Here is a 24,380-nt window from a genome sequence, read left to right on the forward strand (position 1 = left end):
AAAACGGCAAAGGGGTCGCCGTTGAGGAAGGAACCGACGGCCCGCGCGAGCGGGGCGACCGGAGAGACGGACACGCCGGTGAAGAGGACGACGGCGGCGAAGGCGGCGGCGGTGAAGAAGACGGCGGCGAAGAAAGCGACCGGGGCGGAGAAGGCGGTCGGGGCGAAGAAGGCGACCGCCGCGCAGACGACCGCGGCCGAGAAGACCACGGCCAAGAAGGCAGCCCCCGTCAAGAAGGCCCCGGCCGCCGAGAAGCCGTCCGTCGCCCCCCGGAAGGCGGCCGCCTCCGTGAAGGCCGCCCCGGCGAAGACCGTCGTCAAGCCGGCCGGGGACGAGTCGCGTACCGCGCTGGTCCGCCGCGCGCGCCGGATCAACCGCGAGCTCGCCGAGGTGTTCCCGTACGCCCACCCGGAGCTGGACTTCGAGAACCCCTTCCAACTCGTCGTCGCCACCGTGCTGTCGGCCCAGACCACCGACCTGCGCGTCAACCAGACGACCCCCGCCCTCTTCGCGAAGTACCCCACCCCCGAGGACCTGGCCGCCGCCAACCCCGAGGAGGTGGAGGAGATCCTGCGCCCCACCGGCTTCTTCCGGGCCAAGACCAAGTCGGTCATGGGCCTGTCGAAGGTGCTCGCGGAGGACTTCGGCGGCGAGGTGCCCGGCCGGCTCGAGGACCTCGTCAAACTGCCCGGCGTCGGCCGCAAGACGGCGTTCGTCGTGCTCGGCAACGCGTTCGGCCGCCCGGGAATCACCGTGGACACCCATTTCCAGCGCCTCGTGCGCCGCTGGCGCTGGACCGGGGAGACCGACCCCGACAAGATCGAGGCGGCCGTCGGCGCGCTCTTCCCCAAGAGCGACTGGACCGACCTGTCCCACCACGTCATCTGGCACGGCCGCCGCATCTGCCACGCCCGCAAACCCGCCTGCGGCGCCTGCCCCATCGCGCCGCTCTGCCCGGCGTACGGCGAGGGCGAGACGGACCCGGAGAAGGCGAAGAAACTGCTGAAGTACGAGAAGGGCGGCCTCCCCGGCCAGCGTCTGAAGCCCCCGCAGGCCTATCTGGACGCCGGTGGCAAGCCCGCCCCGCCGCTGGGGGCCGGATGACGGGGCGGCGCGCGCGGCAGTCCTCGGAACGATCTCGGGGCCGCCGGGCGTTGAACCGCCGGGACAGGGTCGGACGACGGGGGTGGCGATGACGCGGACGAGCGGTACCCGGGGCGGCCCGGTGACGCTCAGCAGGGAGGGGCTGCCCTCCTGGCTGGACCCGGTGGCCCGCGCGGCGGAGACGGTCGCGCCGAGACAGCTGAGCCGCTTCCTGCCCCCGGAGAACGGCACGGGGCGCCAGTCCGCCGTCCTCATCCTCTTCGGCGAGGGCGAGCGCGGCCCGGAGCTGCTGCTCATGGAGCGGGCGAGTTCGCTGCGCTCACACGCCGGGCAGCCGTCCTTCCCCGGTGGCGCCCTCGACCCCGAGGACGGCGACCCGCAGGGCGACGGACCGCTGCGGGCCGCGCTGCGGGAGGCCGAGGAGGAGACGGGGCTCGATCCGTCCGGCGTCCAGTTGTTCGGCGTGCTGCCGAAGCTCTACATCCCGGTCAGCGGCTTCGTCGTCACGCCCGTGCTGGGCTGGTGGCGCGTACCCAGCCCGGTGGGGGTCGTCGACCCGAACGAGACGGCACGGGTGTTCACCGTCCCGGTGGCGGATCTCACCCACCCGGGCAACCGGGCGACCGCGGTTCACCCCAGCGGTCATCAGGGCCCGGCATTCCTGGTCGAATCGGCCCTCGTGTGGGGCTTCACCGCCGGGGTCATCGACCGGTTGCTGCACTTCGCGGGCTGGGAGCGGCCCTGGGACCGGGACAGGCGGGTCCCGCTGGACCGGCGGTCATGACAGGGTGGGCGCCGTGCTGGGTCGGACGAGGCGAGGCTTGAAGCGGTGAACGTGCTGGACATCCTGTTGCTCGTCGCCGCCGTGTGGTTCGCGGTCGTCGGCTACCGTCAGGGCTTCGTCGTCGGCATCCTGTCGGTGATCGGCTTCCTGGGCGGCGGTCTCGCCGCCGTCTACGCGCTGCCCGTCCTCTGGGACGCCCTGACGGACGACTCCGAGGTCGGTACGACGGCCGCCGTCGTCGCGGTCGTCATCGTCATCGTCTGCGCCTCCGTCGGTCAGGCCCTGACCACCCACCTCGGCAACAAGCTGCGCCGCTACATCACCTGGTCCCCGGCCCGCGCGCTGGACGCCACGGGCGGCGCCCTGGTCAACGTCGTCGCGATGCTCCTGGTCGCCTGGCTGATCGGCTCGGCCCTCGCCGGTACGACGCTGCCGACGCTCGGCAGGGAGGTCCGCGGTTCCAAGGTGCTGCTCGGGGTCTCCCGGGCGCTGCCCGACCAGGCCGACACCTGGTTCGCCGACTTCTCCTCCATCCTCGCGCAGAACGGCTTCCCGCAGGTCTTCAGCCCCTTCGCCAGCGAGCCGATCACCGACGTCCGGCCCCCGGACCCGGCCCTGGCGGGCAGTCCCGTCGCCCTCCGCGCGCAGCGCTCCATCGTCAAGGTGATGGGCACCGCCCCGAGTTGCGGGAAGGTCCTGGAGGGCACCGGCTTCGTCTTCGCCGAGCGCCGCATCATGACCAACGCGCATGTCGTGGGCGGCGTCGACGAGCCGACCGTGCAGATAGGCGGCGAGGGCAGGAAGTACGACGCCACGGTCGTCCTCTACGACTGGAAGCGCGACATCGCCGTCCTCGACGTACCCGAACTCAAGGCTCCCGCGCTGCGCTTCACCACCGAGGACGCGAGCAGCAACGACGGCGCGATCGTCGCCGGCTTCCCGGAGAACGGGTCGTACGACGTCCGTTCCGCGCGGGTGCGGGGGCGCATCACGGCCAACGGCGCGGACATCTACCGCCGGGGCACGGTCCGCCGCGACGTGTACTCCCTGTACACGACCGTCCGCCAGGGCAACTCCGGCGGCCCGCTGCTGACCCCCGAGGGGGAGGTCTACGGCGTGATCTTCGCGAAGTCCAGGGACGACGCGGAGACCGGTTACGCGCTCACCGCGGACGAGGTCCAGGAGGACATCGTCAAGGGCCGCAGCGCCAACCAGCAGGTGGACAGCGACAACTGCGCGCTCTAGAGCGGCACCGGCCCCGTCCCGGCCCCGGAGGGACGGTCGTACGGGCCGTCAGCCGCGCGGGTGGCGCAGGCGGACGGAGACCCAGCGGGCCCTGCGGCGGAGGATGCGCGGGATTCCCACCCTGAGGTCCGTACCTGCCATCTGCGGTGCACCGCCTCGCTGGTGGGAACCCACACCGCCCGCCGAACGGCGGTCACGGCTTGCGTCACTGTAGTCGTGCGTCCAGCCCATACCCGGACGTCTGCCCCCGCCCCAAGGTCGATAACCGCCTCACGCGCCCCCAATTGGCTTATGCGCCGGGCAATTGGCCGACCGTCAGACAAGCGCTCGGTCCGATCACCGATCGGGTTCGGGATCCTTCAGCCAATTGATCAGTTCCGTTGAGAAGGCGACCGGATCCTCCTCGTGCGGGAAGTGCCCCAGCCCGTCGAACAGCCGCCAGCGGTAGGGCGCTTCGACGTACTCCCCGGAACCCGCGGCACTGCGCGTGCGCACGACCGGGTCCAGCGATCCGTGCAGGTGCAGGGTCGGCACCCGCACGGGCCGCTTCATCCTGCGGTTGAACTGGATGCCGTCCGGACGGGCCAGGGAGCGCACCATCCAGCGGTACGGCTCGATCGAGCAGTGTGCCGTGGACGGGATGCACATGGCCCGCCGGTAGTTCTCCAGCGTCTTCTCGTCCGGCAGGTGCGGCCCGGACCAGTCCCGGATGAGCTCGGCCACCAACGCCCCGTCGTCCGCGGTGAGCCGGCGCTCCGGGATCCAGGGCCGCTGGAACCCCCAGATGTGGGACATCGCGGCCGACTGCCTGGCGTCGGAGAGCAGCGCCGAGCGCCAGCGCCGCGGATGCGGCATGGACGCGACCGCGAGCCGCCGTACGAGCTTGGGGCGCATCGCCGCGGCCGTCCACGCCAGGTATCCGCCCAGGTCGTGCCCGACCAGCGCGGCATCCGGCTCGCCGAGGGAGCGGATCACCCCGGTGATGTCCAGCGCGAGGTTGGCCGGGTCGTAACCGCGCGGTGTGCGGTCGCTGCCGCCGACACCCCGCAGGTCCATGGCGACGGCCCGGAAACCGGCGTCGGCCAGCGCCGTCAGCTGGTGCCGCCAGGTCCACCAGAACTGCGGGAAACCGTGCAGCAGCAGCACCAGGGGGCCGTCACCCAGCTCCGCGATGTGGAAGCGGGCGCCGTTGGCGGCGACGTCCCGGTGTGTCAGTCCGGCGCTGCCCGGGATGTCGAGGCGTACGGCCGAAGCGGGCTGCGCCGGAGGTGTGGCGGGATCCGTCATGAGGACGAGCGTGCCACAGCCTCGACGGCCCGGGGGCCCCGGTCCTCGGGCAGCTCGGGGCGCGGGTGCGGCTTGGCCTTCTGCAGCACGCCCGCCGTCTCCTTCACCGAGGCGGCGACCTTCTGCGGACCCCGGCCCTTCTTCGCCTTCTTCGCGAAGACGATGCCGATCAGCGCCAGGAGCAGCGCGATCAGCACGTTCGCCGCGAAGGAGAGCAGGAAGCAGACCGCGAGGTTCCAGTCGCTCCAGGTGCGGATGCCGTAGGCGAGCGCGAAGTTCAGCATCGGCAGGGAGAACACGAGCAGCACCCCGGCCGCCGTGAACGCGCCGCCGCTGGTCGCACCCCGCTTGACGTCCTGCTTGAGCTGCGCCTTCGCCAGCGCGATCTCGTCGTGCACCAGCGCCGACATGTCGGCCGTCGCCGAGGCGAACAGCTGGCCGATGCTGCGTTCGGCGCCGACCGGGCTGCCGTCGGGTGCGCTCATCGGGGTCTCCCTCTCCTGCGTACGTTCCGCGTACGTTCCTCATGCCTGCGCGTACGGTTCAGTCTTTTGTACCGTCTCGTCAGATCATGCCGGACCGTCGTGCTCCTCGCCTGCCCCGCCCGTCACTTCGGCAAGCGCGTCCCGCTCGGCGGCCTTCTCCCGGGCGATCCGCCGGTGCTCCGCGGCCTTCCGTTCGTGGATCTCCGCCATGCGCAGGTGGTACGCCGGGTCGTCCTGCTCGTAGACGTCCGGGACGCCGCTGAGGTCCTCGTCGCGCTCCTCTTCCTCGGTCAGCCTGCGGTACTTGGCGTTCCGTATCTTCAGCAGCACCGTCGCGACGGCGGTGGCGATCAGGGAGCCGGTCAGGACGGCCGCCTTGGCGCTGTCGGTCATCGACGCGTCGCCCTCGAAGGCGAGTTCCCCGATGAGCAGCGAGACGGTGAAACCGATCCCGGCGAGGGTCGCCACCGCGAGCACGTCCGCCCAGGCGAGGTCGTCGCTGAGCGACGCCCTCGTGAAGCGTGCCGTCAGCCACGTGCCGCCGAAGATGCCGATCGTCTTGCCGACGACCAGCCCGAGCACCACGCCGAGCGTCTCGGGCTGGGTGAACACGTCGGTGAGGGCGTCGCCGGAGACCGCCACGCCCGCGCTGAAGAGAGCGAACAGCGGCACCGCGAGGCCCGCCGAGAGCGGCCGGACGAGGTGCTCGACGTGCTCGCCGGGGGAGCGCTCCTCGTCCTCGTGGCGGTGGCAGCGCAGCATCAGGCCCATGGCGACGCCGGCGATGGTGGCGTGGATGCCGCTGTTGTACATCAGCGCCCACACGACCAGCGCGAGCGGCACGTACACGTACCAGCCGCGTACGCCCTTGCGTAGCAGCAGCCAGAAGACGGCCAGGCCGGCGACGGCGCCGCCGAGCGCCGCGAAGTTCAGCTCGTCGGTGAAGAAGACCGCGATGATCAGGATCGCGAACAGGTCGTCGACGACGGCGAGGGTGAGCAGGAAGGCCCGCAGCGCGCTCGGCAGGGAGGTGCCGATGACGGCGAGCACGGCGAGCGCGAAGGCGATGTCGGTGGCGGTGGGCACGGCCCAGCCGGCCAGGGAACCGCCGCCCGCACCGCTGGTGAGCGTGTAGACCAGCGCCGGTGCGGCCATGCCGCACAGCGCGGCGACGACGGGGAGCGCGGCGGCCTTGGGGTCGCGCAGATCGCCTGCGACGAGCTCGCGCTTGAGCTCGATGCCCGCGACGAAGAAGAAGACCGCGAGCAGTCCGTCGGCGGCCCAGTGCGCCACGGACAGGTTCAGCCCGAGGGCCTCGGGGCCGAGGTGGAAGTGGCTGACGCTCTCGTAGCTGTCGTGCAGGCCGGGTACGTTCGCCCAGATCAGCGCGGTGACGGCGGCGAGGAGGAGCAGGATGCCGCCGACGGTCTCGGTGCGCAGCGCGTCCGCGACGTACGACCGCTCGGGCAGGGAGAGGCGTCCGAACGCCTTGCGGGGGCCGGGGGTGCGGGGGCTGGTCACGGGGAGTTCCTTTGGTCAGCGGGCAGCACGAATCGTGTGCCGACCAGACTTCCCGGCGCCCCATGAGACAGCTCTTTGTTTAGTTTAGCTAACGTGCTTCCGGGGCGCACCCCGAGCGCTGGGGGCACCCGGCGCGGGAGTGCGCCGGGTGCCGTCGTCCGGCCGTGTCCGGCCGGTGTCCGCTCAGTCCTCGCCGGGCGCCTGGGGCAGCTTGGCCTGGATGAGGTCCATGACCGTGCTGTCCGTCAGCGTCGTGACGTCTCCGAGCTGGCGGTTCTCCGCGACGTCCCGCAGCAGGCGGCGCATGATCTTGCCGGAGCGGGTCTTCGGCAGCTCGGCCACCGGCAGGATCCGCTTGGGCTTGGCGATCGGGCCGAGCGTGGCGCCCACGTGGCCTCGCAGCTCGCCGACGAGGTCCTCGCTCTCCGCCGCCGTGCCGCGCAGGATCACGAAGGCGACGATCGCCTGACCGGTCGTCTCGTCCGCCGCGCCGACCACGGCCGCCTCGGCGACCGACGGGTGCGAGACGAGCGCGGACTCGACCTCGGTGGTGGAGATGTTGTGCCCGGACACCAGCATCACGTCGTCGACCCGGCCGAGCAGCCAGATGTCGCCGTCGTCGTCCTTCTTGGCTCCGTCGCCGGCGAAGTACTTGCCTTCGAACCGCGACCAGTAGGTGTCGATGAACCGCTGGTCGTCGCCCCAGATGGTGCGCAGCATCGACGGCCACGGCTCGGTGAGGACCAGGTAGCCACCGCCGCCGTCCGGTACCTCGTTCGCCTCGTCGTCGACGACGGTCGCGGCGATGCCGGGCAGTGGGGTCTGGGCGGAGCCCGGCTTGGCGTCGGTCACGCCCGGCAGCGGCGAGATCATGATGCCGCCGGTCTCGGTCTGCCACCAGGTGTCCACCACCGGGGTGCGGTCCGCGCCGATGTTCTTGCGGTACCAGATCCACGCCTCGGGGTTGATCGGCTCGCCCACCGACCCCAGCACCCGCAGGCTGCTGAGGTCGAACTTGGCGGGGATGTCGTCGCCCCACTTCATGAACGTGCGGATCGCGGTGGGTGCCGTGTAGAGGATCGTCACGCCGTACTTCTGCACGATCTCCCAGAAGCGGCCCTGGTGCGGGGTGTCCGGGGTGCCCTCGTACATGACCTGCGTGGCGCCGTTGGCGAGCGGGCCGTAGACGATGTACGAGTGCCCGGTGACCCAGCCGACGTCGGCCGTGCACCAGTACACGTCGGTCTCCGGCTTGAGGTCGAACACGGACCAGTGCGTGTACGCGGTCTGGGTCAGGTAGCCGCCGGAGGTGTGCAGGATGCCCTTCGGCTTACCCGTCGTCCCCGAGGTGTAGAGGATGAACAGCGGGTGCTCGGCCCCGAACGCCTGAGGGGTGTGCTCGGCGCTCTGCCGCTCCACCAGATCGTGCCACCACACGTCCCGGCCCTCGGTCCAGGCCACGTCCTGGCCGGTGCGGCGGACGACGAGGACGTGCTCGACGGTGCCGGCCTTGGTGATCGCCTCGTCCACGGCGGGCTTGAGCGCGGAGGGCTTGCCGCGCCGGTGGCCGCCGTCGGCGGTGATGACGACACGCGCGTCGGCGTCCTGGATGCGGGTGGCGAGCGCGTCCGCCGAGAAGCCGCCGAAGACGACGGAGTGCGCGGCGCCGATGCGGGCGCAGGCCAGCATCGCGATCGCGGTCTCCGGGATCATCGGCATGTAGACGGCGACCCGGTCACCGGCCTGGACGCCCAGCTCCAGCAGGGCGTTGGCGGCCTTGGAGACCTCGTCCTTGAGCTGGGCGTAGGTGATGGCGCGGCTGTCGCCCGGCTCGCCCTCGAAGTGGATGGCCACCCGGTCGCCGTGCCCGGCCTCCACATGCCGGTCCACGCAGTTGTAGGCGACGTTGAGCTCGCCGTCCTGGAACCACTTGGCGAACGGCGGGTTCGACCAGTCCAGGGTCTCGGTGGGCTCCTTGGCCCAGGTCAGCCGACGGGCCTGCTCGGCCCAGAAGCCGAGCCTGTCAGCCTTGGCCTGTTCGTACGCCTCCGCCGTGACGTTGGCGTTCGCGGCCAGGTCGGCGGGGGGCGAGAAGCGACGCTCCTCCTTCAAAAGGTTGGCCAGGCTTTCATTGCTCACGGCATCTGCCTTTCCCAAGGTGTCCGTTGTGTCCCAGGCCACAGCTCATCAGACCCGGGGGTGCGCTGACAAGGGCCGACGGAAAATTGGTTTAGACCTGTCGGGTGGGGTGGTGCGAGGCGCGCCACCCCTTCCCACGGGGCCCGGAGCAAGCCGGTTCAAGGCGTGTAACGCCTCTCACACCCGGACGGGCCCCTCACATCGTCAGGTCCGCGGACCGTACCCGGCCGAACACCTGCTGCTCGTCCCGCTCGGTGAGGAGATACGCCTGGGCCTCCCCCACGTGGAAGTACATGCCGTGCAGTTCCAGTGCCCCGTCCTTCAAGGCCCGAGCCACCGGTTCATGGGCGCGCAGGTGATCCAGTTGCTGCACCACGTTCGTCAGGCAGAGCTGCTCGACCGCGTCGGCGGGTGCCCGCTCGGCCAGCCGCGACGGGGGCCCGCTGTCGTCGTGCATGCGCTGCAGGCTCGGCCGGCCGTGTCGCAGCCAGCGTCTCAGTGGGGTGCGGGCGCCGTCCGGCTCGGTGTCGAGCAGCGCCTGCATCGCACCGCATCCCGAGTGTCCGCACACCGTGATCGACCGGACCCCCAGCACTTCCACGGCGTACTCGATGGCGGCCGCCACCGAGTCGTCGCCGCTCTCCGTGCCGGGCGGTGGCACGAGGTTGCCGATGTTGCGCACCACGAACAGGTCCCCCGGGCCACTGGCCGTGATCATCGAGGTGACCACCCGGGAGTCGGCACAGGTCAGGAACAGATGCGCGGGCCGCTGTCCCTCACGTGCCAGCCGGGCCAGCTCGCCGCGCACCAGGGGGGCGGTGTTGCGCTGAAACACGCTGATGCCGTGCACCAGTGCGTGGCCGCCGGTCACAGCCGGCTCCGGTCCTTCTTCAGCGGCTCCGTCCGTCGCGTCCGCTCCCCTCGCTCCGTCGGCTCCTCCCGGCAGGGGGCGCGGGCGTTCGCACTGGTGGTTGCGCCAGGCCGTCCAGGGCCGGCAGCGACAGCCGGTGTCGGACGCGCCGGCCTCCTCGCTCCCGTCGGGCTGGTGCCTGGAGGCGAGGGCCGCGGGTGCGGCGATCCGGACCGCGGTACGACGGCCGGTGATCTTGATGGTGCCGCCCCGTGCGGTGTGCGTGCTCTGCCAGTCCTGCAGCGTTTCGTACGCCGCGTGGTCCATGAATGAGCCGTCCAGAGCCACGACCGCGTCCGCCCCTTGGGGCACGAGGTGCAGGGCCCGGCTGAGCCGTGGCACCGCGAGGAACGTCAACTGTCCTCGTACGTGTACGTGATGGACTCCTTCCTGTTCCTCGTGCGTGATCCGGGTGCGGGTGAGCCGGTGCAGGGCCACGGCGACGGCGACGGCGATGCCCAGTGCCACGCCCTCCAGGACACCGAGGGAGACGACGCCGAGGGTGGTCGCGGCGTAAACCAGGACTTCGCGGTGGCGGGTCACCGTGCGGATGTGGTTCAGGGACACCATCTGGATGCCGACGGCCATCACCAGGGCGGCGAGCGAGGCGAGCGGGATGAGCTCCAGGAGCGGGACCATCAGCAGCGTGGCGATCACTACGAGAACGCCGTGCAGCATCGTGGAGTTCCGGCTCACGGCACCCGCTTTGACGTTCGCGGAACTGCGGACCGCCACACCGGCCACCGGGAGTCCGCCCAGTGAGCCGGAGACGATGTTGGCCGCGCCCTGACCGAGCAGTTCACGGTCCAGGTCGGAGCGCCCGACATGATCGGATCCGGGGCGGCCGGACACCAGCTTGTCCACGGCCACGGCGCCGAGCAGCGACTGCACGCTGCACACCAGCGTCGTGGTGAGCACGGCGGCGGCGAGGCCGAGCACGGGCCCGTCGGGCAGCCCCGCCAGGGCGTGGTTGTGCCAGGAGGGCAGATCCACCTTGGGCAGGACGAGGCCGGCGGCGTCGGCGACCGCGGTCGCTCCGGCGACGGCGACGAGCGCCGCCGGAACTGTGCGGAGAACGCGTCCGGCGCGGCCCGGGAGCCGGGGCCAGAGCAGCAGCAGGGCCAGGGTCAGCAGGCTCACCGACAGGGCCGCGGGATGCAGGTTCGCCAACTGCGCGGGAAGAGCGAGCAGGTTGTCGGGGACGGAGCTCTGCGGAGTGCCGCCGAGGACGATGTGCAGTTGGGCGACGGCGATGGTGACACCGATGCCGGCGAGCATGCCGTGCACGATCGCGGGGCTCACGGCGAGCGCGCCGCGCGCCACGCGCAGGCAGCCGAGGCCGATCTGGGCGAGTCCGGCGAGGACGGTGATGGCGCAGGTCGTCCGCCAGCCGTAGTGCTGGATGAGGTCGGCGGTGACGACGGTGAGTCCGGCGGCGGGACCGCTCACCTGGAGCGGGGAACCGCCGATCCGCCCGACGACGATTCCGCCCACGGCGGCGGCGACCAGGCCGGCCTGGAGCGGCGCGCCGGTGGCGAGGGCGATGCCGAGGGACAGCGGAAGGGCGATCAGGAAGACCGCGACCGAGGCCGACAGATCGGCTCCCGCGATACGCGGGCGTGAAGGGCCGATCGGTGGCGGACTGTGGGGCGGGTGGGCGCGCTCGGTCCGATCCGAGTCGACGGCGCGGGCGGGAACACAGGCTGACACAGTCTCTCCTCTCCCGAATATCAACAATCCGTAAACGGATCGTAATTGAGAGTAAAGGGCTGGCATAGACTTTCCGGGCAAATAGACGAATCAATCACTCAAGCGAGTGATGTGGTCATTTCATCGGCTTGTCGTACTAATTCCTTCTTCTTTTCGTGTGACCTTGACGGCGCCGTCGGCGTGAGCCGGTACGGCACCAGGCAAAGCCCTCATCGAGCTAGGCCCGAGAGAAGGAAGAAGGTGGGCGGATGGCCGCCACCCACAGAATCACCACGGGTACCGCGATCGTCGCGGTCTGCGTCGCCTCGCTCGCCGGCTGCGGGACCGGCACCGACAGCAGCGGCGAGCAGGCCCGTGACAGGGAGAAGGCCAAGCCGGCTCCGGCGCCGAAGAACGTCGTCCGGCTGATCGGTGACGGCTCCACCGCGTACACGGGCGCGCAGCCGCACCTGCCCCGGCCCGAGCGGCTGAAGCGCGGCGAGAGGCCCCCGCAGTTCGTGGTCTTCTCCTGGGACGGTGCGGGTGAGGACGGCCAGAAGCTCTTCTCGCACTTCCGCGAGGTCGCCAAGGAGAACGACGCGACCATGACGTACTTCCTGAGCGGCGTGTACCTGCTGCCGGAGGAGGAACGTGATCTGTACCGTCCGCCGCGGCACCCCCGGGGCCGCTCCGACATCGGCTTCAACGACCAGGAGGGCATCGCCGACACGGTGAGGCAGTTGCGCCTCGCCTGGCTCGAGGGCAATGAGATCGGCACCCACTTCAACGGGCACTTCTGCGGCAGCGGGGGTGGGGTCGGCGAATGGTCGGTGGCGGACTGGAAGGACGAGATCGCCCAGGCCAAGCGCTTCGTGAAGACCTGGAAGACCAACACCGGAATGAAGGACTCGGCCCCGCTGCCCTTCGACTACGACAAGGAGCTGATCGGCGCCCGCACCCCCTGCCTGGAGGGGCAGGAGAACTTCATGAAGGCCGCCCGTGACCTGGGCTTCCGCTACGACACCAGCGGGGTCAACAACCAGGTGTGGCCGAAGAGGAAGCGGGGCCTGTGGGACCTGTCGATGCAGCTCGTGCCCTTCCCCGGACACTCCTTCGAGCAGCTCGCCATGGACTACAACTTCATGGTCAACCAGTCCGGTACCCCCCAGGGCGACCCCGCCAAGCGCGAGATGTGGGGCGACCAGATGCGGGACGGCCTCCTCCAGGGCTTCGAGCGGGCCTACAAGGGCAACAGGGCGCCCCTGATCATCGGCAACCACTTCGAGTCCTGGAACGGCGGCACCTACATGCGGGCCGTCGAAGAGGTCATCGAGGAGGTGTGCACCAAAGCCGACGTGCGCTGCGTCTCCTTCCGGCAACTGGTGGACTGGCTGGACGCCCAGGACCCGGAGACCCTGGCGAAACTGCGCACGCTGGACGTCGGTGAGGCCCCGGAGAAGGGCTGGAAGTCCTTCCTGTCCGGCGGTTCCGCACCGGCCCCCAAGGGGGTGCCCGGAGCCCCGGCCCAGAAGCGGTGAGCGTCAGGCTGGCGCCGTGACGTCCTCGCCGAGCACGAAACCGGGATCGATCTGGGCCGCCAGGTCGGTCCCGGTGCGCTCGTCGCCCCATGACCGGGCGTTCTTCAGATGGAAGTGCGCCATCTGGCGGGTGTAACGCTCGCGGTCGCGCGCCCCGTACGTCGCGTCGGCGGCCGAGTGCAGCAGGCGCAGCGCGTGCCGGTTGGACTCCTCCAGGAGGTCGAACCGGGGCGGCCGGCCCTTCTCCATGGCCCGGACCCAGTCCGAGTGCCCCACCGTCACCAGCAGGTCCTCCCCGGCCTCCGCGCGGAGGAAGTCGAGGTCGTCCGGACCCTGCACCTTGTTGCCGACGACCTTCAAGGTGACGTCGAAGTCGCGGGCGTACTCCTTGTACTGGCGGTAGACGGAGATCCCCTTCCGGGTCGGCTCGGCCACGAGGAACGTGATGTCGAAGCGGGTGAACATGCCGGAGGCGAAGGAGTCCGAGCCGGCCGTCATGTCGACCACGACGTACTCGCCGGGGCCGTCCACCAGGTGGTTCAGGCACAGCTCCACCGCTCCGGTCTTGGAGTGGTAGCAGGCGACCCCCAGATCGGCGTCGGTGAAGGGGCCGGTGACCATCAAACGGACGGCTTCGCCGTCGAGTTCCACCGGCCGGGCGCAGGCGTCGTAGACCGGATTGTCCTCGCGCACCCGCAGCAGCCGGGAGCCCTCGCCGGGCGGAGTGGTCTTGATCATCGTCTCGGCGGACGTGATGCGCGGGTTGGTGCCGCGCAGGTAGTCCTTGATCAGCGGCAGGCGCTCGCCCATCGCGGGCAGGGCGGCCGCCTCCGCCTCGTCCAGGCCGAGCGCGGTACCGAGGTGCTGGTTGATGTCGGCGTCCATCGCGACGACCGGAGCGCCGACGGCCGCGAGATGACGGATGAACAGGGAGGACAGGGTCGTCTTTCCGCTGCCGCCCTTTCCCACGAAAGCAATTTTCATGTTCACCAAGGGTAATGGAAAGGTTGCTGTACGTTGCGACCGGGCGTGAAGAAGACCACTCCTTCGTGGGGTGGCCGCCGGGGGTGCGTAGTGTCGTACTCATGAGTACGACAGGCGCGACCGCCGACCCGCTCGCCGCCCTGGGCTCCCTGCCCGGAGTGGCCGACTCCGTGGAGTCCGTGCGCAAGGCCGTGGACCGGGTCTACGGGCACCGGGTCATGCGGCGGCGCAGCAACGAGATCACCTCCGAGGCGGCGCTGCGCGGCGCCCGCGGCTCGGCGGCGCTGTCGGGCGCCGACTGGGCCCTGGAGGAGGTGCGCCGGCGCAGCGACTTCAGTGGTGACGCCGACGCCCGCACGATGGGTGCGGCACTGCGGCTGACCGCCGAGGCGGGGCAGCTGCTGTCCATCTGGCGGCAGTCGCCTCTGCGGGTCCTGGCCCGGCTGCACCTGGTCGCGGCGGCCGACAAGGCCGAGCGGGTCGGGCGGCCCCGCCAGGAGGGCGAACCGGTCGATGAGCCGCTGATCGGGCTCGCCCTGCCCGGCGCGGCGGAGGCGCACGGCCGGCTGGACGGGCTGTCCGGGCTGATCATCGCGGGCGGTTCCGCCCCGGCGCTGGTGACGGCCGCCGTCGTGCACGGCGAACTTCTCGCGCTGCGCCCCTTCACCTCCCACAACGGCCTGGTCGCGCGTGCGGCCGAACGCATCGTCCTGGTCGGCAGCGGCCTCGATCCGAAGTCGGTCTGCCCGGCCGAGGTCGGGCACGCCGAGCTGGGCCGGGAGGCCTACATCGAGGCACTGGAGGGTTATGTCTCCGGTACCCCCGAGGGCGTGGCGGCCTGGATCGCCCATTGCGGGCGCGCGATCGAGCTGGGGGCGCGCGAGTCGACGGCCGTGTGCGAGGCGCTCCAGCGCGGGGCCGCGTAAGAGGGGCCGGACGGAAGCCGGGCAGAGGTGCGGCGGTACGAGTACTCGTACCGCCGCTGGCATGTCCACCGCGTTACCAAGCGTCCTCGATATGTGCCCATCAGGTCGGGGACTTCGCCCGTCACCTGGTGCGGCTGGCCCGTAATCGACGGGTCGACGTCGCGTGGGTTCCCGGTGTCCATGCGCGGTCCGTGGGGCCATGAATGCGTTGGTGAAGGTGATCCTCGCGGATGTCCTCGGTCTCGCGGGCCGTCAAGTCCTTTGTACTCCGGGTTCGAAGCAAGCGGAAGTCCTCATCCCGCTTCTTTGCCTCCGGTGTCGAATCCGTCTCGAACGGGCACCCGTGGGACGTTCGCGATCGGCGGAGTGGTTCGCGGTCAGGCCATCGTTGTACGCCGCCGGCTGGCGTACCAGACGAGGCCCGCGGTGGCCGCCGCGGCGCCTATGGCCGCCGCCGCGACCAGGGCGGGGCGCGGCGGTACGGAGAACGCGGGGAAGCGCTGCTTGAGCCGTACCGGCCGGTGGAAGTCGAGGATCGGCCACTTTCGCGCGAGAGCCTCCCGGCGCAGCGCGCGGTCCGGGTTCACGGCGTGCGGGTGGCCCACGGACTCCAGCATCGGCACATCGGTCACCGAGTCGCTGTAGGCGTAGCAGCGGGCCAGGTCGTAGCCCTCCGACTCGGCCAGTTCCCTGACCGCCTCGGCCTTGGTCGGGCCGTACGCGTAGTACTCCACCTCGCCGGTGAAGCACCCGTCGTCGCCGACGACCATGCGGGTGGCCACCACGCGGTCCGCGCCGAGCAGTTCGCCGATCGGCTCGACCACCTCGGCGCCCGACGTGGACACGATCACGACGTCGCGTCCCGCGGTGTGGTGCTGCTCGATGAGGGTGGCGGCCTCGTCGTAGATGATCGGGTCGATCAGGTCGTGCAGCGTCTCGGCGACGATCTCCTTGACCTGTTGGACGTTCCAGCCACGGCACAGCGCGGACAGGTACTTGCGCATCCGCTCCATCTGGTCGTGATCGGCGCCGCCGGCCAGGAACACGAACTGGGAGTACGCGGTGCGCAGGACAGCCCTGCGGTTGATCAGGCCGCCCTGATAGAACGACTTGCTGAACGTGAGCGTGCTCGACTTCGCAATGACCGTCTTGTCCAGGTCAAAGAAGGCGGCTGTGCGGGGCATCGAGTGGTTTTCCACGTCCTTGAGCATAGGCGCAGCCCATTCGGCGTAAGGTGGGGCGTGTGGGTTTGCCTGAGAGGGCTCTCGGGTACACCATGGAAGTCACGGATCGTTCGCGACCGTGCTAACCCGGTCCGACTCCTCCCCCCCCGAGTCGGCCGTGGGGACGACCCCCGCTCTCCCCCCCGGCGGGGGTCGTCGCATGTCCGGATGGGTTTTCTCCCTTCTTCTCATGGTCGGTACACCTCGTCTGTACCGGGCCTACCCCTCTTTGTCATGGACATGAATAGTTACCCACGGTAGTTTTCGGACTGCTCTGCGGAAGTCGCACAGGGGGTGTGCGGGACTCACCGGTATGGGTGACCGCGATATTCACAGGCGTCGGCTCGTCCACAGTTATCGCCCAAGATCCACATGCTTTTCCGGATCGCTGCATCGTGATTCCGACGCGCCCGCTCGCCGCGAGTTCACACCCGGTTCCGTTTGTCGGCGCGCGTACGGCCGGTTTCCGCCGGCCGTTCAAAGGAGAACCGCTCGCCGGCTCTTCGCCCATCTGGGAATCGCGGGGCCGCAGGGGCTGCGCGAGAGATGCAGCAAAGGGGGACGAACATGTCCGGAACCATCGCCCACGATCCGCCGCCGGCCACCGGAGGCGGCAGGCCGGGCGCGCCGCTGATCCTCACCGAGGACGCCGGGCTCCTCGACGACCTGCTGCGCCTGTGCGCGGCGGCCGGCGCCACACCGGAGGTCCATCACACGGTGCCGGGACCGAGGGGCAGCTGGGAGGCCGCACCACTCGTCCTGGTCGGGGACGACGCCGCGCGACGGGCTCGCGGGGCGGCACGCCGGCCGGGAGTGGTCCTGGTCGGCCGTGACCAGGACGATCCCGGGGTCTGGCGGCGGGCCGTCGAGATCGGCGCCGACCACGTCCTGATGCTGCCCGACGGCGAGCAGTGGCTGGTCGACCGCATCGCCGACGTGGCCGAAGGCGTCGGACGGCCCGCCCTGACCGTCGGCGTCATCGGCGGCCGGGGCGGCGCCGGGGCGTCCACGCTCGCGTGCGCGCTCGCCGTCACCTCCGCGCGGGAGGGACTGCGCACCCTCCTCGTGGACGCCGATCCGCTGGGCGGCGGACTCGACGTGGCCCTCGGGGGCGAGACGGCCAAAGGGCTGCGCTGGCCGGCGTTCGCCGCGTCACACGGCCGGGTGGGCGGTGGCGCCCTGGAGGAGTCACTGCCGGAACTGCACTCGCTGCGGGTGCTCAGCTGGGACCGCGGTGACTGTCTCGCCGTACCGCCCAGGGCCGTGCGCGCGGTGCTCGCCGCCGCGCGGCGCGGTGGCGGCACCGTCGTGGTCGACCTGCCGCGCCGCGTCGACGACGGTGTCGCCGAAGTCCTCGCCCAGCTCGACCTCGGACTCCTCGTGGTCCCCGCGGAACTGCGCGCCGTCGCGGCGGCGGGCCGCGTCGCCTCCGCCGTGGGCATGGTCCTGCGCGACCTGCGGGTGGCGGTACGCGGACCGTACGCGCCGGGGCTGAATGACCGCGAGGTGGCCCGGCTGCTCGGACTGCCCCTCGCCGGAGACGTGCCCGCCGAGCCCGCCCTGGGGCGCCCGTACGAGGCGGGCCGGCCGCCCGGGGCCTCGGGCCGGGGCCCGCTGGCCCGTTTCTGCAAGGAGTTCTGGGAGCGGGCGCTGGTGGAGGCGAGGGCGGCATGAGGGGGCCGGTGATGAGCGCGGCGGTCATGCCTCCCGGCCTGCTCGACGGGGTGCGACGGTGGCTGGCGGAGAGCGGGGCCGAGCCGACGCCCGCGCGGGTGGCGCAGGCGCTGCGGGACCAGGGGCGGGTGCTCGGTGACGCCGAAGTGCTCGGGGCGGCCGAGCAGCTGCGGTCCGAGCTGGTCGGCAGCGGACCGCTGGAACGGCTCCTGGCCGAGCCGTCGGTGACCGACGTGCTGGTGTCGGCGCCGGACCGGGTCTGGGTGGACCGGGGCGGAGGGCTGGAACTGACAGAGGTGGCCTTCCCCGACGAGACGGCCGTCCGGCGCCTCGCCCAGCGGCTCGCCGCCGTGGCCGGCCGGCGCCTGGACGACGCCCGGCCCTGGGTCGACGCGCGGCTGCCTGACGGGACCAGACTGCACGCGGTGCTGTCCCCGGTGGCCGTCGGCTGCACCTGCCTGTCGCTACGGGTGGTACGACCGCGCGCCTTCACCCTCGACGAGCTCGTGGCGGCCGGGACGGTCCCGCCGGGTGGTGACCGCGTACTGCGGGCACTGCTGGACGCGCGGCTGTCGTTCCTCGTCAGCGGGGGGACCGGCAGCGGGAAGACGACCTTGCTCAGCGCGCTGCTGGGGCTGGTCGGGCCGGACGAACGCATTGTCCTGGCCGAGGACTCGGCGGAACTGCGGCCCGATCACCCGCACGTCGTACGCCTGGAGACCAGACCCGCCAACCAGGAGGGCGCGGGCCTCGTCACCCTCGAGGACCTGGTGCGGCAGGCGCTGCGGATGCGGCCGGACCGGCTGGTCGTCGGTGAGGTGCGCGGCCCGGAGGTGATCCACCTGCTGGCCGCCCTCAACACGGGCCACGACGGCTCGGGAACGGTCCACGCCAACGCCGCCACCGACGTACCGGCCCGGCTGGAGGCGCTCGGTACGGCCGCCGGACTCGACCGGTTCGCCCTGCACAGCCAGGTGGCGGCAGCCCTCTCGGTGGTGCTGCACCTCGTACGCGACCGGAGCGGACGGCGGCGGATCGCGGAGGTGCACGTGCTGGAACGCGACCGGTCGGGGTTGGTGCGGACGGTGCCGGCGCTGCGGTGGGGCCCGCAGGCCTTCACCCGGGAGCGGGGATGGCAGCGCCTGCGGGAGCTGCTCCGGAACGGGGACGCCGACGGGCCGGGTGAGAGGGCCGGGTACGCCGGTGGGCCGGATGCGGGGACCGGGGGATGAACGGGACGACCGAGGTGTCGACGGGTGCGGCCGTGGCGTGCCTGGGGACCGCGGCCTGGCTGCTGGGCGGCGGGCGTGCCGGGGCCGGGCGGGCGCGACTGCTGCTGGCCGGTGGGGGCGAGGTGAGCGGCGGACCACCGGGGTGGCCCCGGATGATCCGGGCGTGGGGACGGGTGCGCGGGCGGCTGCGGGCCGAGTGGTGGTCGTTGGCCGCCGGCCTGGTGTCGGCGGTGCTGGGCGCGTCACCGCTGCCGGTCGTCGTGGGGGCGGCCGGGGTGCCCCTGCTGAGGCGGGTGCGGCGGGCCGTCGGGGAACGCCGGGCGCGGGAGGACCGCGGCGACGCGGTGATCGCGTTGTGCGGGGCGCTCGCCGGGGAGGTGCGCGCCGGGCGGCAACCGGGTGAGGCGCTGCTGTCGGCCGCGCGGGACTCCGGCGGACTCGGTGACATGCGGGCGACGGTGCTGGCGGCGGCGCGCTTCGGCGGGGACGTCCCGGAGGCGCTCGCGGAGGCGGCACGGCAGCCGGGCGCCGAAGGGCTGCGGGGACTCGCCGCGTGCTGGCGGGTGGCGGTGGACCAGGGAGCCGGACTCGCGGCCGGGCTCGACCGGCTGGAAGCGGCGCTGCGTGCCGAACGGGACCAGCGGGCCGATCTGCGCGCCCAGTTGGCCGGCGCCCGCGCGACGGCGGTGCTGCTCGCCGGACTCCCGGTCGTGGGCCTGGCGCTCGGTGCGGCTCTCGGCGCCGACCCGCTGCGCGTCCTGCTGCACACACCGTCGGGGCTGGTCTGCCTGGCGGCCGGCGGGGTGCTGGAGGGCCTGGGGCTGTGGTGGGCACTGCGGATCATGCGGGGCGCCGAGGAGGGGGTGGCATGAGCGGGGACCTCGTCCACAGGCTGGGGGCAGCGGTGGGAACGGTGTGCGCGCTCGCCTGGCTGGCGGGGTGGTGGGGCCGCACGCGGCGCGAGCGGAGAGGACGGCGGCGGCTGGCCGAGGTGCTGTCCCTGGAGCGGACGACGACTGCCTCGCACCTCACGCTGTTGCGTGTCGCGCGGAGTTGGCTGCCGTACGCGGGTGTGGCGGGTGCCGGATGGGTACTGGTGGGCGGTCCCGTCGGAGCGGTGGTGGGACCGGCCGTCGCGGCCGGACTGTGGCGGTGGCGCCTGCGGCGGACGGCGGACGTTCCGCACGCGCGGGAACCCGGCACCACCGGGGCGGAACACCAGCTGCCGCTCGCCGCCGATCTGCTGTCCGCCTGCATCGCGGCGGGCGCCGGCCCGGTACTCGCCGCGCAGGCCGTCGGAGAGACCTTGGGCGGGCCGGTCGGGGAGGCGCTGACACGGGGCGCGGCGGAGGTGCGGCTCGGCGGTGAACCGGCCGCGGCGTGGCGTCGGCTGGCGTCGTCACCGGGCGCCCGGCCCCTGGCCCGGCTGCTGGAGCGAGCCGATGCGTCCGGACTTCCCCTGGCCGCTCCCGTGGCCCGGCTCGCCGCGGAGGCCCGCGCGGAGTGGGCCCGCGCGGCGACCGCACGGGCCCGGCGGGCGGCCGTCATGGTCAGCGCGCCGGTGGGGCTGTGTTTCCTGCCCGCGTTCATCGCGGTCGGCGTGCTGCCCGTGGTGATCGGACTCGCGGGCGGGGTGCTGGGAGGAGGTGGCACCTGACGGAGGACGACCGGTGGAAGCAAAGGGAACCACGAGATCAATGCGACTTCTCCTCAAGGGGGCTGAGATGTATCAGGCGGTGCGGGCACGACTGCGTGCCCTGGTGTGCAAGGTGCGTACGGTACGGAGGGACACCGGAATGGTGACTTCGGAGTACGCGATGGGCATCGTGGCGGCGGTGGCGTTCTCCGTCGTGCTCTACAAGGTGGTCACCAGCGGACCGGTCAGCACGGCGCTGCGGAACATCGTGCAGCAGGCACTCGATGGCCGGATGTGAACGGCGTGCGGACCGCGGGTTCGTGACGGCGGAGTCGGCCCTGGTGCTGCCCGTGCTGGTGATGTTCGCGACGGCACTGGTCTGGGGACTGCTGGTGGTGGCGGCGCAGATCCAGTGCGTGGACGCGGCCCGCGCCGGGGCCCGCGCGGCGGCCCGGCAGGACGCCCCTGACGCCGTCGTCGAGGTGACCCGCGCGGCGGCACCGCCCGGCGCGAGAGTCACGGTGAGCCGGGAGACCGATCAGGTCCGGGTGGTCGTCGAGGCCAGGCCCCCGGTCCTGCACGGACTGCCCTTCGACCTGCGGGAGGAGGCCGTCGCCGCGGTGGAGGAGACGCTGGGGGCGGTGCCGTGAGGGCCCGGTTCCGGGAGTGGTGGACGGCATGCGGCCGACGGCGCGCGCGGTGTTCCGACCGGGGGTCGGCGACCGTCTGGAGCGTCGGTGCGATCGCCGTGCTGTGTGTGGTGTCCGGCGTCGTCCTCGCCCTGGGACACGCCGTCGTGGTCCGGCACCGGGCGGCCGGCGGCGCGGACCTGGCGGCGCTCGCGGCGGCGGACCACTGGACGGAGGGTGCCGCGGCGGCCTGCGACCGGGCGGACCGGGTGGCCCGGGCGCAGGGCACGCGGCTCGTACGGTGCGTGATCACCGGCGAGGTGTCGGACGTGTCGGTGGCGTCGGGCCGGAGGCCGTTCACGGCGGAGGTCAGGGCCCGGGCGGGTCCTGCCGGTCCGCCGGAACCACCGCTTCCGGCGCCGGGGCCCGGCTACGTCCCAGCGGCCCCGGACGCACCGGACGTGCCCTCCGCCCCCTCCGTCTCCTCCGGCTTTGGTGCGCCCTCGAGCAGCACCGTGAGGAGCCGTACCGCGCCCCGCTTGTGCAGCGGATCGTTGCCGTTGCCGCACTTGGGGGACTGGATGCAGGAGGGGCAGCCGGCCTCGCACTCGCAGGAGGCGATGGCCTGGCGGGTGGCGGTGAGCCAGGCGGAGGCGGTGTGGAAGGCGCGTTCCGCGAAGCCCGCGCCGCCCGGGTGGCCGTCGTAGACGAAGACCGTGGGCAGCAGCGTGTCGGGGTGCAGCGGGACCGAGACACCACCGATGTCCCAGCGGTCGCAGGTCGCGAAGAGCGGCAGCATGCCGATCGACGCGTGCTCGGCGGCGTGCAGCGCACCGCCGAGGATCCCCGGGCCGATCCGGGCCCGGTCCAGCTGGTCCTCGGTGACCGTCCACCACACCGCGCGGGTGCGCAGCGTACGAGGAGGGAGGTCGAGCTTCGTCTCGCCCAGCACTTCACCGGTGATGACCCGTCGGCGCAGGAAGGAGACCACTTGGTTGGTGACCTCGACGGAGCCGTAGCACAGGCGGCCGTCGCCCCACGGGATCTCGGTGTCCGTCTCCAGCACGGAGATCGACGTCGTGTCCCGGGCCACCGTCGTGTACGTCGGGGTCGCCCGCTCGACCAGTGCGACGGAGTCCTCCAGGTCGAGCGAGCGGACGAGGTACGTCAGGCCCTGGTGCAGGTGGACCGCGCCCTCGTGGACGCTCGTGTGCGCCGCGCCCGCGTCGACCGTGCCGAGCAGTCTGCCCGTACCGGCCTCGACGACCTGGACCGGCCGTCCGTCCTGCCCCCGGATGTCGGTCAGGTCGGCGGCCCGCTCCCGGCGGGTCCAGTGCCAGGCCTTCGTCCGCCGGCGCAGCAGCTTCGCGGCCTCCAGCTGCGGGAGCAGCTCCGCGGTGGCCGGACCGAACAGGTCCAGGTCCTCCTCGGTCAGCGGCAGTTCCTCGGCCGCCGCGCACAGGTGCGGGGCGAGCACGTAGGGGTTGTCGGGGTCGAGGACGGTGGACTCCACGGGCCGGTCGAAGAGGGCCTCGGGGTGGTGGACGAGGAAGGTGTCCAGGGGGTCGTCACGGGCGACCAGGACGGCGAGGGCGCCCTGTCCGGACCGTCCCGCGCGTCCGGCCTGCTGCCACAGGGAGGCGCGGGTGCCCGGATAGCCGGCGATCACCACGGCGTCCAGACCGGAGACGTCCACACCGAGTTCGAGGGCGTTGGTCGCGGCGAGGCCGATCAGTTCACCGGAGTGCAGGGCGCGTTCCAGGGCGCGGCGCTCCTCGGGGAGGTAGCCGCCCCGGTAGGCCGCGACACGCCGGGACAGCGAGCGGTCGACCTCGGCGAGGCGTTCCTGGGCGATCACGGAGATCAGCTCGGCGCCGCGCCGGGACCGTACGAAGGCGACCGAGCGGATGCCCTGCACGGTGAGGTCGGTCAGCAGGTCGGCGGCCTCGGCGGTGGCCGTACGGCGGACCGGCGCGCCCTTCTCGCCGTGCAGCTCCGTCAGCGGCGGCTCCCAGAGGGCGAACACCAGTTCACCGCGCGGTGAGGCGTCGTCCGCCACCTCCACGACCGGCAGGCCGGTGAGGCGGCGGGCGGCGACCGCCGGGTCCGCGGCGGTGGCGGAGGCCAGCAGGAAGACGGGGGAGGCGCCGTAGCGGGCACACAGCCGCCGCAGCCGGCGCAGCACCTGGGCGACGTGGGAGCCGAAGACGCCCCTGTAGGTGTGGCACTCGTCGATGACGACGTACTTCAACGACTTGAGGAAGGAGGACCAGCGGGGGTGGGCCGGGAGGACGCTCCGGTGCAGCATGTCCGGGTTGGTCAGTACGTAGTTGGCGTACTGCCGGATCCACTCGCGTTCCTCGAACGGAGTGTCGCCGTCGTGGACGGCAGCGCGCACCGAATGGCCCAGTGGTTGTGAAAGTTCCTTCACGGACCGGCACTGGTCCGCAGCGAGGGCCTTCGTGGGCGCGAGGTACAGGGCGGTCGCGCCGCGGCCGTTCGGGGCCTCGGCGCCGTCCAGGAGCGTGGACAGGACGGGCACGAGGTACGCCAGGGACTTGCCGGACGCGGTGCCGGTGGCGACCACGACGGACTCGCCGTCCAGGGCGTGTTCGGCGGCGCGCGCCTGATGGGCCCAGGGGTGTTCGACGCCCGCGGCCCGCACGGCGGCGAGGACCTCCGGACGGATCCGGTCCGGCCAGACGGCATGGCGACCCTCGCGCGGGGGCAAGTGCTCCGTATGAGTGATGCGCGAAGCCCGGTTCGGTCCGGACGCGAGCCGGTCCAGGACCGCGCCCGGGGCGGGCCCGGACGGCAGGTCCGTCGGGGGTCGATCGGATCGGTGATTCTTGGCCATCGGCACCGAGTGTGTCACTGGCGTGACGGACAATGGGGCCAAGGCGTCGTGCACGCCTGCCGGTAAGTGATTGAATGCCATCGCGGCTGGCGAACCGTCCCGGGGGCTGAGCCGAGATGCCCCAAGGGCGACCGCTCGATAGCTAGGTGCTGGAGGATCCGTGGACCTGTCCCTGTCGACCGAGACCATGGGCGATCGCACGATCGTCAGGGTCGGTGGCGAAATCGACGTATATACCGCGCCCAAGCTGCGCGAGCAGCTGGTCGAGCTGGTGAACGACGGCAGTTTCCACCTTGTCGTCGACATGGAAGGCGTGGACTTCCTCGACTCCACCGGACTCGGCGTGCTGGTCGGCGGCCTGAAGCGCGTCCGTGCCCATGAGGGCTCACTGCGCCTGGTCTGCAACCAGGAGCGTATTCTCAAGATCTTCCGCATTACCGGCCTCACCAAGGTGTTCCCGATCCACACCTCGGTCGAGGAAGCGGTGGCGGCCACCGACTGACCAACTCCGCTCCCG

21 protein-coding genes and 1 pseudogene are annotated in these 24,380 nt (G+C 71.9%); 13 read left to right on the top strand and 9 right to left on the bottom strand.

Annotated elements, in window-relative coordinates:
- Positions 1-78 precede the first annotated feature (78 nt).
- The 3 genes from nth to ACH5AO_RS19685 all read left to right on the top strand — a co-directional run bounded on the left by nth (position 79) and on the right by ACH5AO_RS19685 (position 3,133).
- Entirely contained in the window at positions 79-1,104 is a 1,026-nt protein-coding gene (nth, locus tag ACH5AO_RS19675) for an endonuclease III (RefSeq protein ID WP_398926349.1), read from the top strand.
- Positions 1,105-1,192: 88 nt separating this feature from the next.
- Positions 1,193-1,888, top strand: coding sequence for an NUDIX hydrolase (locus ACH5AO_RS19680; RefSeq protein ID WP_398926238.1), 696 nt, complete (start codon positions 1,193-1,195; stop codon positions 1,886-1,888).
- A 45-nt stretch (positions 1,889-1,933) separates the two neighbouring features.
- Positions 1,934-3,133, top strand: a complete 1,200-nt coding sequence (locus ACH5AO_RS19685; RefSeq protein WP_398926240.1) for a MarP family serine protease — start codon at positions 1,934-1,936, stop codon at positions 3,131-3,133.
- 48 nt (positions 3,134-3,181) lie between these two features.
- Here the strand turns inward: ACH5AO_RS19685 and ACH5AO_RS19690 are convergent, their stop codons facing one another.
- The 6 genes from ACH5AO_RS19690 to ACH5AO_RS19715 all read right to left on the bottom strand — a co-directional run bounded on the left by ACH5AO_RS19690 (position 3,182) and on the right by ACH5AO_RS19715 (position 11,185).
- Complete coding sequence (locus tag ACH5AO_RS19690) at positions 3,182-3,364, bottom strand: hypothetical protein (protein ID WP_398926242.1); 183 nt, start codon at positions 3,362-3,364, stop codon at positions 3,182-3,184.
- 105 nt (positions 3,365-3,469) lie between these two features.
- The gene (locus ACH5AO_RS19695; protein ID WP_398926244.1) at positions 3,470-4,420 is read right to left on the bottom strand and encodes an alpha/beta fold hydrolase; all 951 of its coding nucleotides are present in this window, start codon (positions 4,418-4,420) and stop codon (positions 3,470-3,472) included.
- Positions 4,417-4,905, bottom strand: a complete 489-nt coding sequence (locus ACH5AO_RS19700) for a phage holin family protein (RefSeq protein ID WP_398926246.1) — start codon at positions 4,903-4,905, stop codon at positions 4,417-4,419. Before ACH5AO_RS19700 ends, ACH5AO_RS19695 begins: the two co-directional genes overlap by 4 nt.
- 84 nt (positions 4,906-4,989) lie before the next feature.
- Positions 4,990-6,426 (bottom strand): Na+/H+ antiporter NhaA, encoded by a 1,437-nt coding sequence (nhaA, locus tag ACH5AO_RS19705; RefSeq protein WP_398926248.1) that lies wholly within the window; start codon positions 6,424-6,426, stop codon positions 4,990-4,992.
- A 183-nt stretch (positions 6,427-6,609) separates the two neighbouring features.
- Complete coding sequence (acs, locus tag ACH5AO_RS19710; protein ID WP_398926250.1) at positions 6,610-8,565, bottom strand: acetate--CoA ligase; 1,956 nt, start codon at positions 8,563-8,565, stop codon at positions 6,610-6,612.
- 196 nt (positions 8,566-8,761) lie between these two features.
- Positions 8,762-11,185 (bottom strand): SulP family inorganic anion transporter, encoded by a 2,424-nt coding sequence (locus tag ACH5AO_RS19715; protein ID WP_398926252.1) that lies wholly within the window; start codon positions 11,183-11,185, stop codon positions 8,762-8,764.
- Positions 11,186-11,433: 248 nt separating this feature from the next.
- On the opposite strand from ACH5AO_RS19715, the gene ACH5AO_RS19720 reads away from it, so the two are divergent.
- The gene (locus tag ACH5AO_RS19720; RefSeq protein ID WP_398926254.1) at positions 11,434-12,702 is read left to right on the top strand and encodes a hypothetical protein; all 1,269 of its coding nucleotides are present in this window, start codon (positions 11,434-11,436) and stop codon (positions 12,700-12,702) included.
- A 3-nt stretch (positions 12,703-12,705) separates the two neighbouring features.
- Here ACH5AO_RS19720 and ACH5AO_RS19725 read toward each other — a convergent pair whose 3' ends face one another.
- Positions 12,706-13,686 (bottom strand): ATP-binding protein, encoded by a 981-nt coding sequence (locus ACH5AO_RS19725; RefSeq protein ID WP_398926256.1) that lies wholly within the window; start codon positions 13,684-13,686, stop codon positions 12,706-12,708.
- 101 nt (positions 13,687-13,787) lie between these two features.
- On the opposite strand from ACH5AO_RS19725, the gene ACH5AO_RS19730 reads away from it, so the two are divergent.
- Positions 13,788-14,612 carry an oxidoreductase gene (locus ACH5AO_RS19730; protein ID WP_398926258.1) on the top strand — a complete coding sequence of 275 codons (825 nt, stop codon included), beginning with the start codon at positions 13,788-13,790 and terminating at the stop codon, positions 14,610-14,612.
- Positions 14,613-14,989: 377 nt separating this feature from the next.
- Here ACH5AO_RS19730 and ACH5AO_RS19735 read toward each other — a convergent pair whose 3' ends face one another.
- A complete protein-coding gene (locus ACH5AO_RS19735; protein ID WP_398926260.1) occupies positions 14,990-15,823 on the bottom strand; it encodes an HAD family hydrolase in 834 nt (277 codons plus the stop codon).
- Positions 15,824-16,402: 579 nt separating this feature from the next.
- Here ACH5AO_RS19735 and ssd point away from each other — a divergent pair.
- The 7 genes and pseudogenes from ssd to ACH5AO_RS19770 all read left to right on the top strand — a co-directional run.
- The gene (ssd, locus tag ACH5AO_RS19740; RefSeq protein WP_398926262.1) at positions 16,403-17,509 is read left to right on the top strand and encodes a septum site-determining protein Ssd; all 1,107 of its coding nucleotides are present in this window, start codon (positions 16,403-16,405) and stop codon (positions 17,507-17,509) included.
- Between the two features lie 11 nt (positions 17,510-17,520).
- A complete protein-coding gene (locus tag ACH5AO_RS19745) occupies positions 17,521-18,741 on the top strand; it encodes a TadA family conjugal transfer-associated ATPase (RefSeq protein ID WP_398926264.1) in 1,221 nt (406 codons plus the stop codon).
- Positions 18,738-19,613: a type II secretion system F family protein gene (locus ACH5AO_RS19750; RefSeq protein WP_398926266.1), complete on the top strand. Its 876-nt coding sequence runs from the start codon at positions 18,738-18,740 to the stop codon at positions 19,611-19,613. Before ACH5AO_RS19745 ends, ACH5AO_RS19750 begins: the two co-directional genes overlap by 4 nt.
- Entirely contained in the window at positions 19,610-20,398 is a 789-nt protein-coding gene (locus ACH5AO_RS19755) for a type II secretion system F family protein (RefSeq protein ID WP_398926269.1), read from the top strand. Before ACH5AO_RS19750 ends, ACH5AO_RS19755 begins: the two co-directional genes overlap by 4 nt.
- Positions 20,399-20,465: 67 nt before the next feature.
- Positions 20,466-20,675: a DUF4244 domain-containing protein gene (locus tag ACH5AO_RS19760; RefSeq protein ID WP_398926271.1), complete on the top strand. Its 210-nt coding sequence runs from the start codon at positions 20,466-20,468 to the stop codon at positions 20,673-20,675.
- The gene (locus tag ACH5AO_RS19765) at positions 20,662-21,027 is read left to right on the top strand and encodes a TadE family type IV pilus minor pilin (RefSeq protein WP_398926273.1); all 366 of its coding nucleotides are present in this window, start codon (positions 20,662-20,664) and stop codon (positions 21,025-21,027) included. Before ACH5AO_RS19760 ends, ACH5AO_RS19765 begins: the two co-directional genes overlap by 14 nt.
- Positions 21,024-21,434 (top strand): annotated as a pseudogene (locus ACH5AO_RS19770) (Rv3654c family TadE-like protein); the annotation flags it as partial. The gene ACH5AO_RS19765 and the pseudogene ACH5AO_RS19770, both read left to right, overlap by 4 nt.
- 2 nt (positions 21,435-21,436) lie before the next feature.
- Here the strand turns inward: ACH5AO_RS19770 and ACH5AO_RS19775 are convergent.
- Positions 21,437-23,944, bottom strand: a complete 2,508-nt coding sequence (locus ACH5AO_RS19775; protein ID WP_398926275.1) for a DEAD/DEAH box helicase — start codon at positions 23,942-23,944, stop codon at positions 21,437-21,439.
- Positions 23,945-24,023: 79 nt separating this feature from the next.
- Here ACH5AO_RS19775 and bldG point away from each other — a divergent pair, with 79 nt between their 5' ends.
- The gene (gene bldG / locus ACH5AO_RS19780) at positions 24,024-24,365 is read left to right on the top strand and encodes an anti-sigma factor antagonist BldG (RefSeq protein ID WP_003991900.1); all 342 of its coding nucleotides are present in this window, start codon (positions 24,024-24,026) and stop codon (positions 24,363-24,365) included.
- Positions 24,366-24,380 lie beyond the last annotated feature (15 nt).

Origin of the sequence: Streptomyces sp. NPDC018964 (genome assembly GCF_044390325.1) — a bacterium.
Classification (GTDB): Bacteria; Actinomycetota; Actinomycetes; order Streptomycetales; family Streptomycetaceae; genus Streptomyces.

What these genes read in the sequence shown, in the direction of transcription:
- ACH5AO_RS19720 (WP_398926254.1), top strand. Translation starts at nt 11,434, where the DNA reads ATGGCCGCCACCCACAGAATCACCACGGGTACCGCGATCGTCGCGGTC.
- ACH5AO_RS19730 (WP_398926258.1), top strand. Translation starts at nt 13,788, where the DNA reads ATGAGTACGACAGGCGCGACCGCCGACCCGCTCGCCGCCCTGGGCTCC.
- ACH5AO_RS19755 (WP_398926269.1), top strand. Translation starts at nt 19,610, where the DNA reads ATGAGCGGGGACCTCGTCCACAGGCTGGGGGCAGCGGTGGGAACGGTG.
- ACH5AO_RS19745 (WP_398926264.1), top strand. Translation starts at nt 17,521, where the DNA reads ATGAGCGCGGCGGTCATGCCTCCCGGCCTGCTCGACGGGGTGCGACGG.
- ACH5AO_RS19725 (WP_398926256.1), bottom strand. Translation starts at nt 13,686, where the DNA reads ATGAAAATTGCTTTCGTGGGAAAGGGCGGCAGCGGAAAGACGACCCTG.
- ACH5AO_RS19695 (WP_398926244.1), bottom strand. Translation starts at nt 4,420, where the DNA reads ATGACGGATCCCGCCACACCTCCGGCGCAGCCCGCTTCGGCCGTACGC.
- ACH5AO_RS19760 (WP_398926271.1), top strand. Translation starts at nt 20,466, where the DNA reads ATGTATCAGGCGGTGCGGGCACGACTGCGTGCCCTGGTGTGCAAGGTG.
- ACH5AO_RS19680 (WP_398926238.1), top strand. Translation starts at nt 1,193, where the DNA reads ATGACGCGGACGAGCGGTACCCGGGGCGGCCCGGTGACGCTCAGCAGG.
- ACH5AO_RS19690 (WP_398926242.1), bottom strand. Translation starts at nt 3,364, where the DNA reads ATGGGCTGGACGCACGACTACAGTGACGCAAGCCGTGACCGCCGTTCG.
- ACH5AO_RS19735 (WP_398926260.1), bottom strand. Translation starts at nt 15,823, where the DNA reads ATGCTCAAGGACGTGGAAAACCACTCGATGCCCCGCACAGCCGCCTTC.
- ssd (WP_398926262.1), top strand. Translation starts at nt 16,403, where the DNA reads ATGTCCGGAACCATCGCCCACGATCCGCCGCCGGCCACCGGAGGCGGC.
- ACH5AO_RS19775 (WP_398926275.1), bottom strand. Translation starts at nt 23,944, where the DNA reads ATGGCATTCAATCACTTACCGGCAGGCGTGCACGACGCCTTGGCCCCA.
- ACH5AO_RS19700 (WP_398926246.1), bottom strand. Translation starts at nt 4,905, where the DNA reads ATGAGCGCACCCGACGGCAGCCCGGTCGGCGCCGAACGCAGCATCGGC.
- ACH5AO_RS19750 (WP_398926266.1), top strand. Translation starts at nt 18,738, where the DNA reads ATGAACGGGACGACCGAGGTGTCGACGGGTGCGGCCGTGGCGTGCCTG.
- ACH5AO_RS19765 (WP_398926273.1), top strand. Translation starts at nt 20,662, where the DNA reads ATGGCCGGATGTGAACGGCGTGCGGACCGCGGGTTCGTGACGGCGGAG.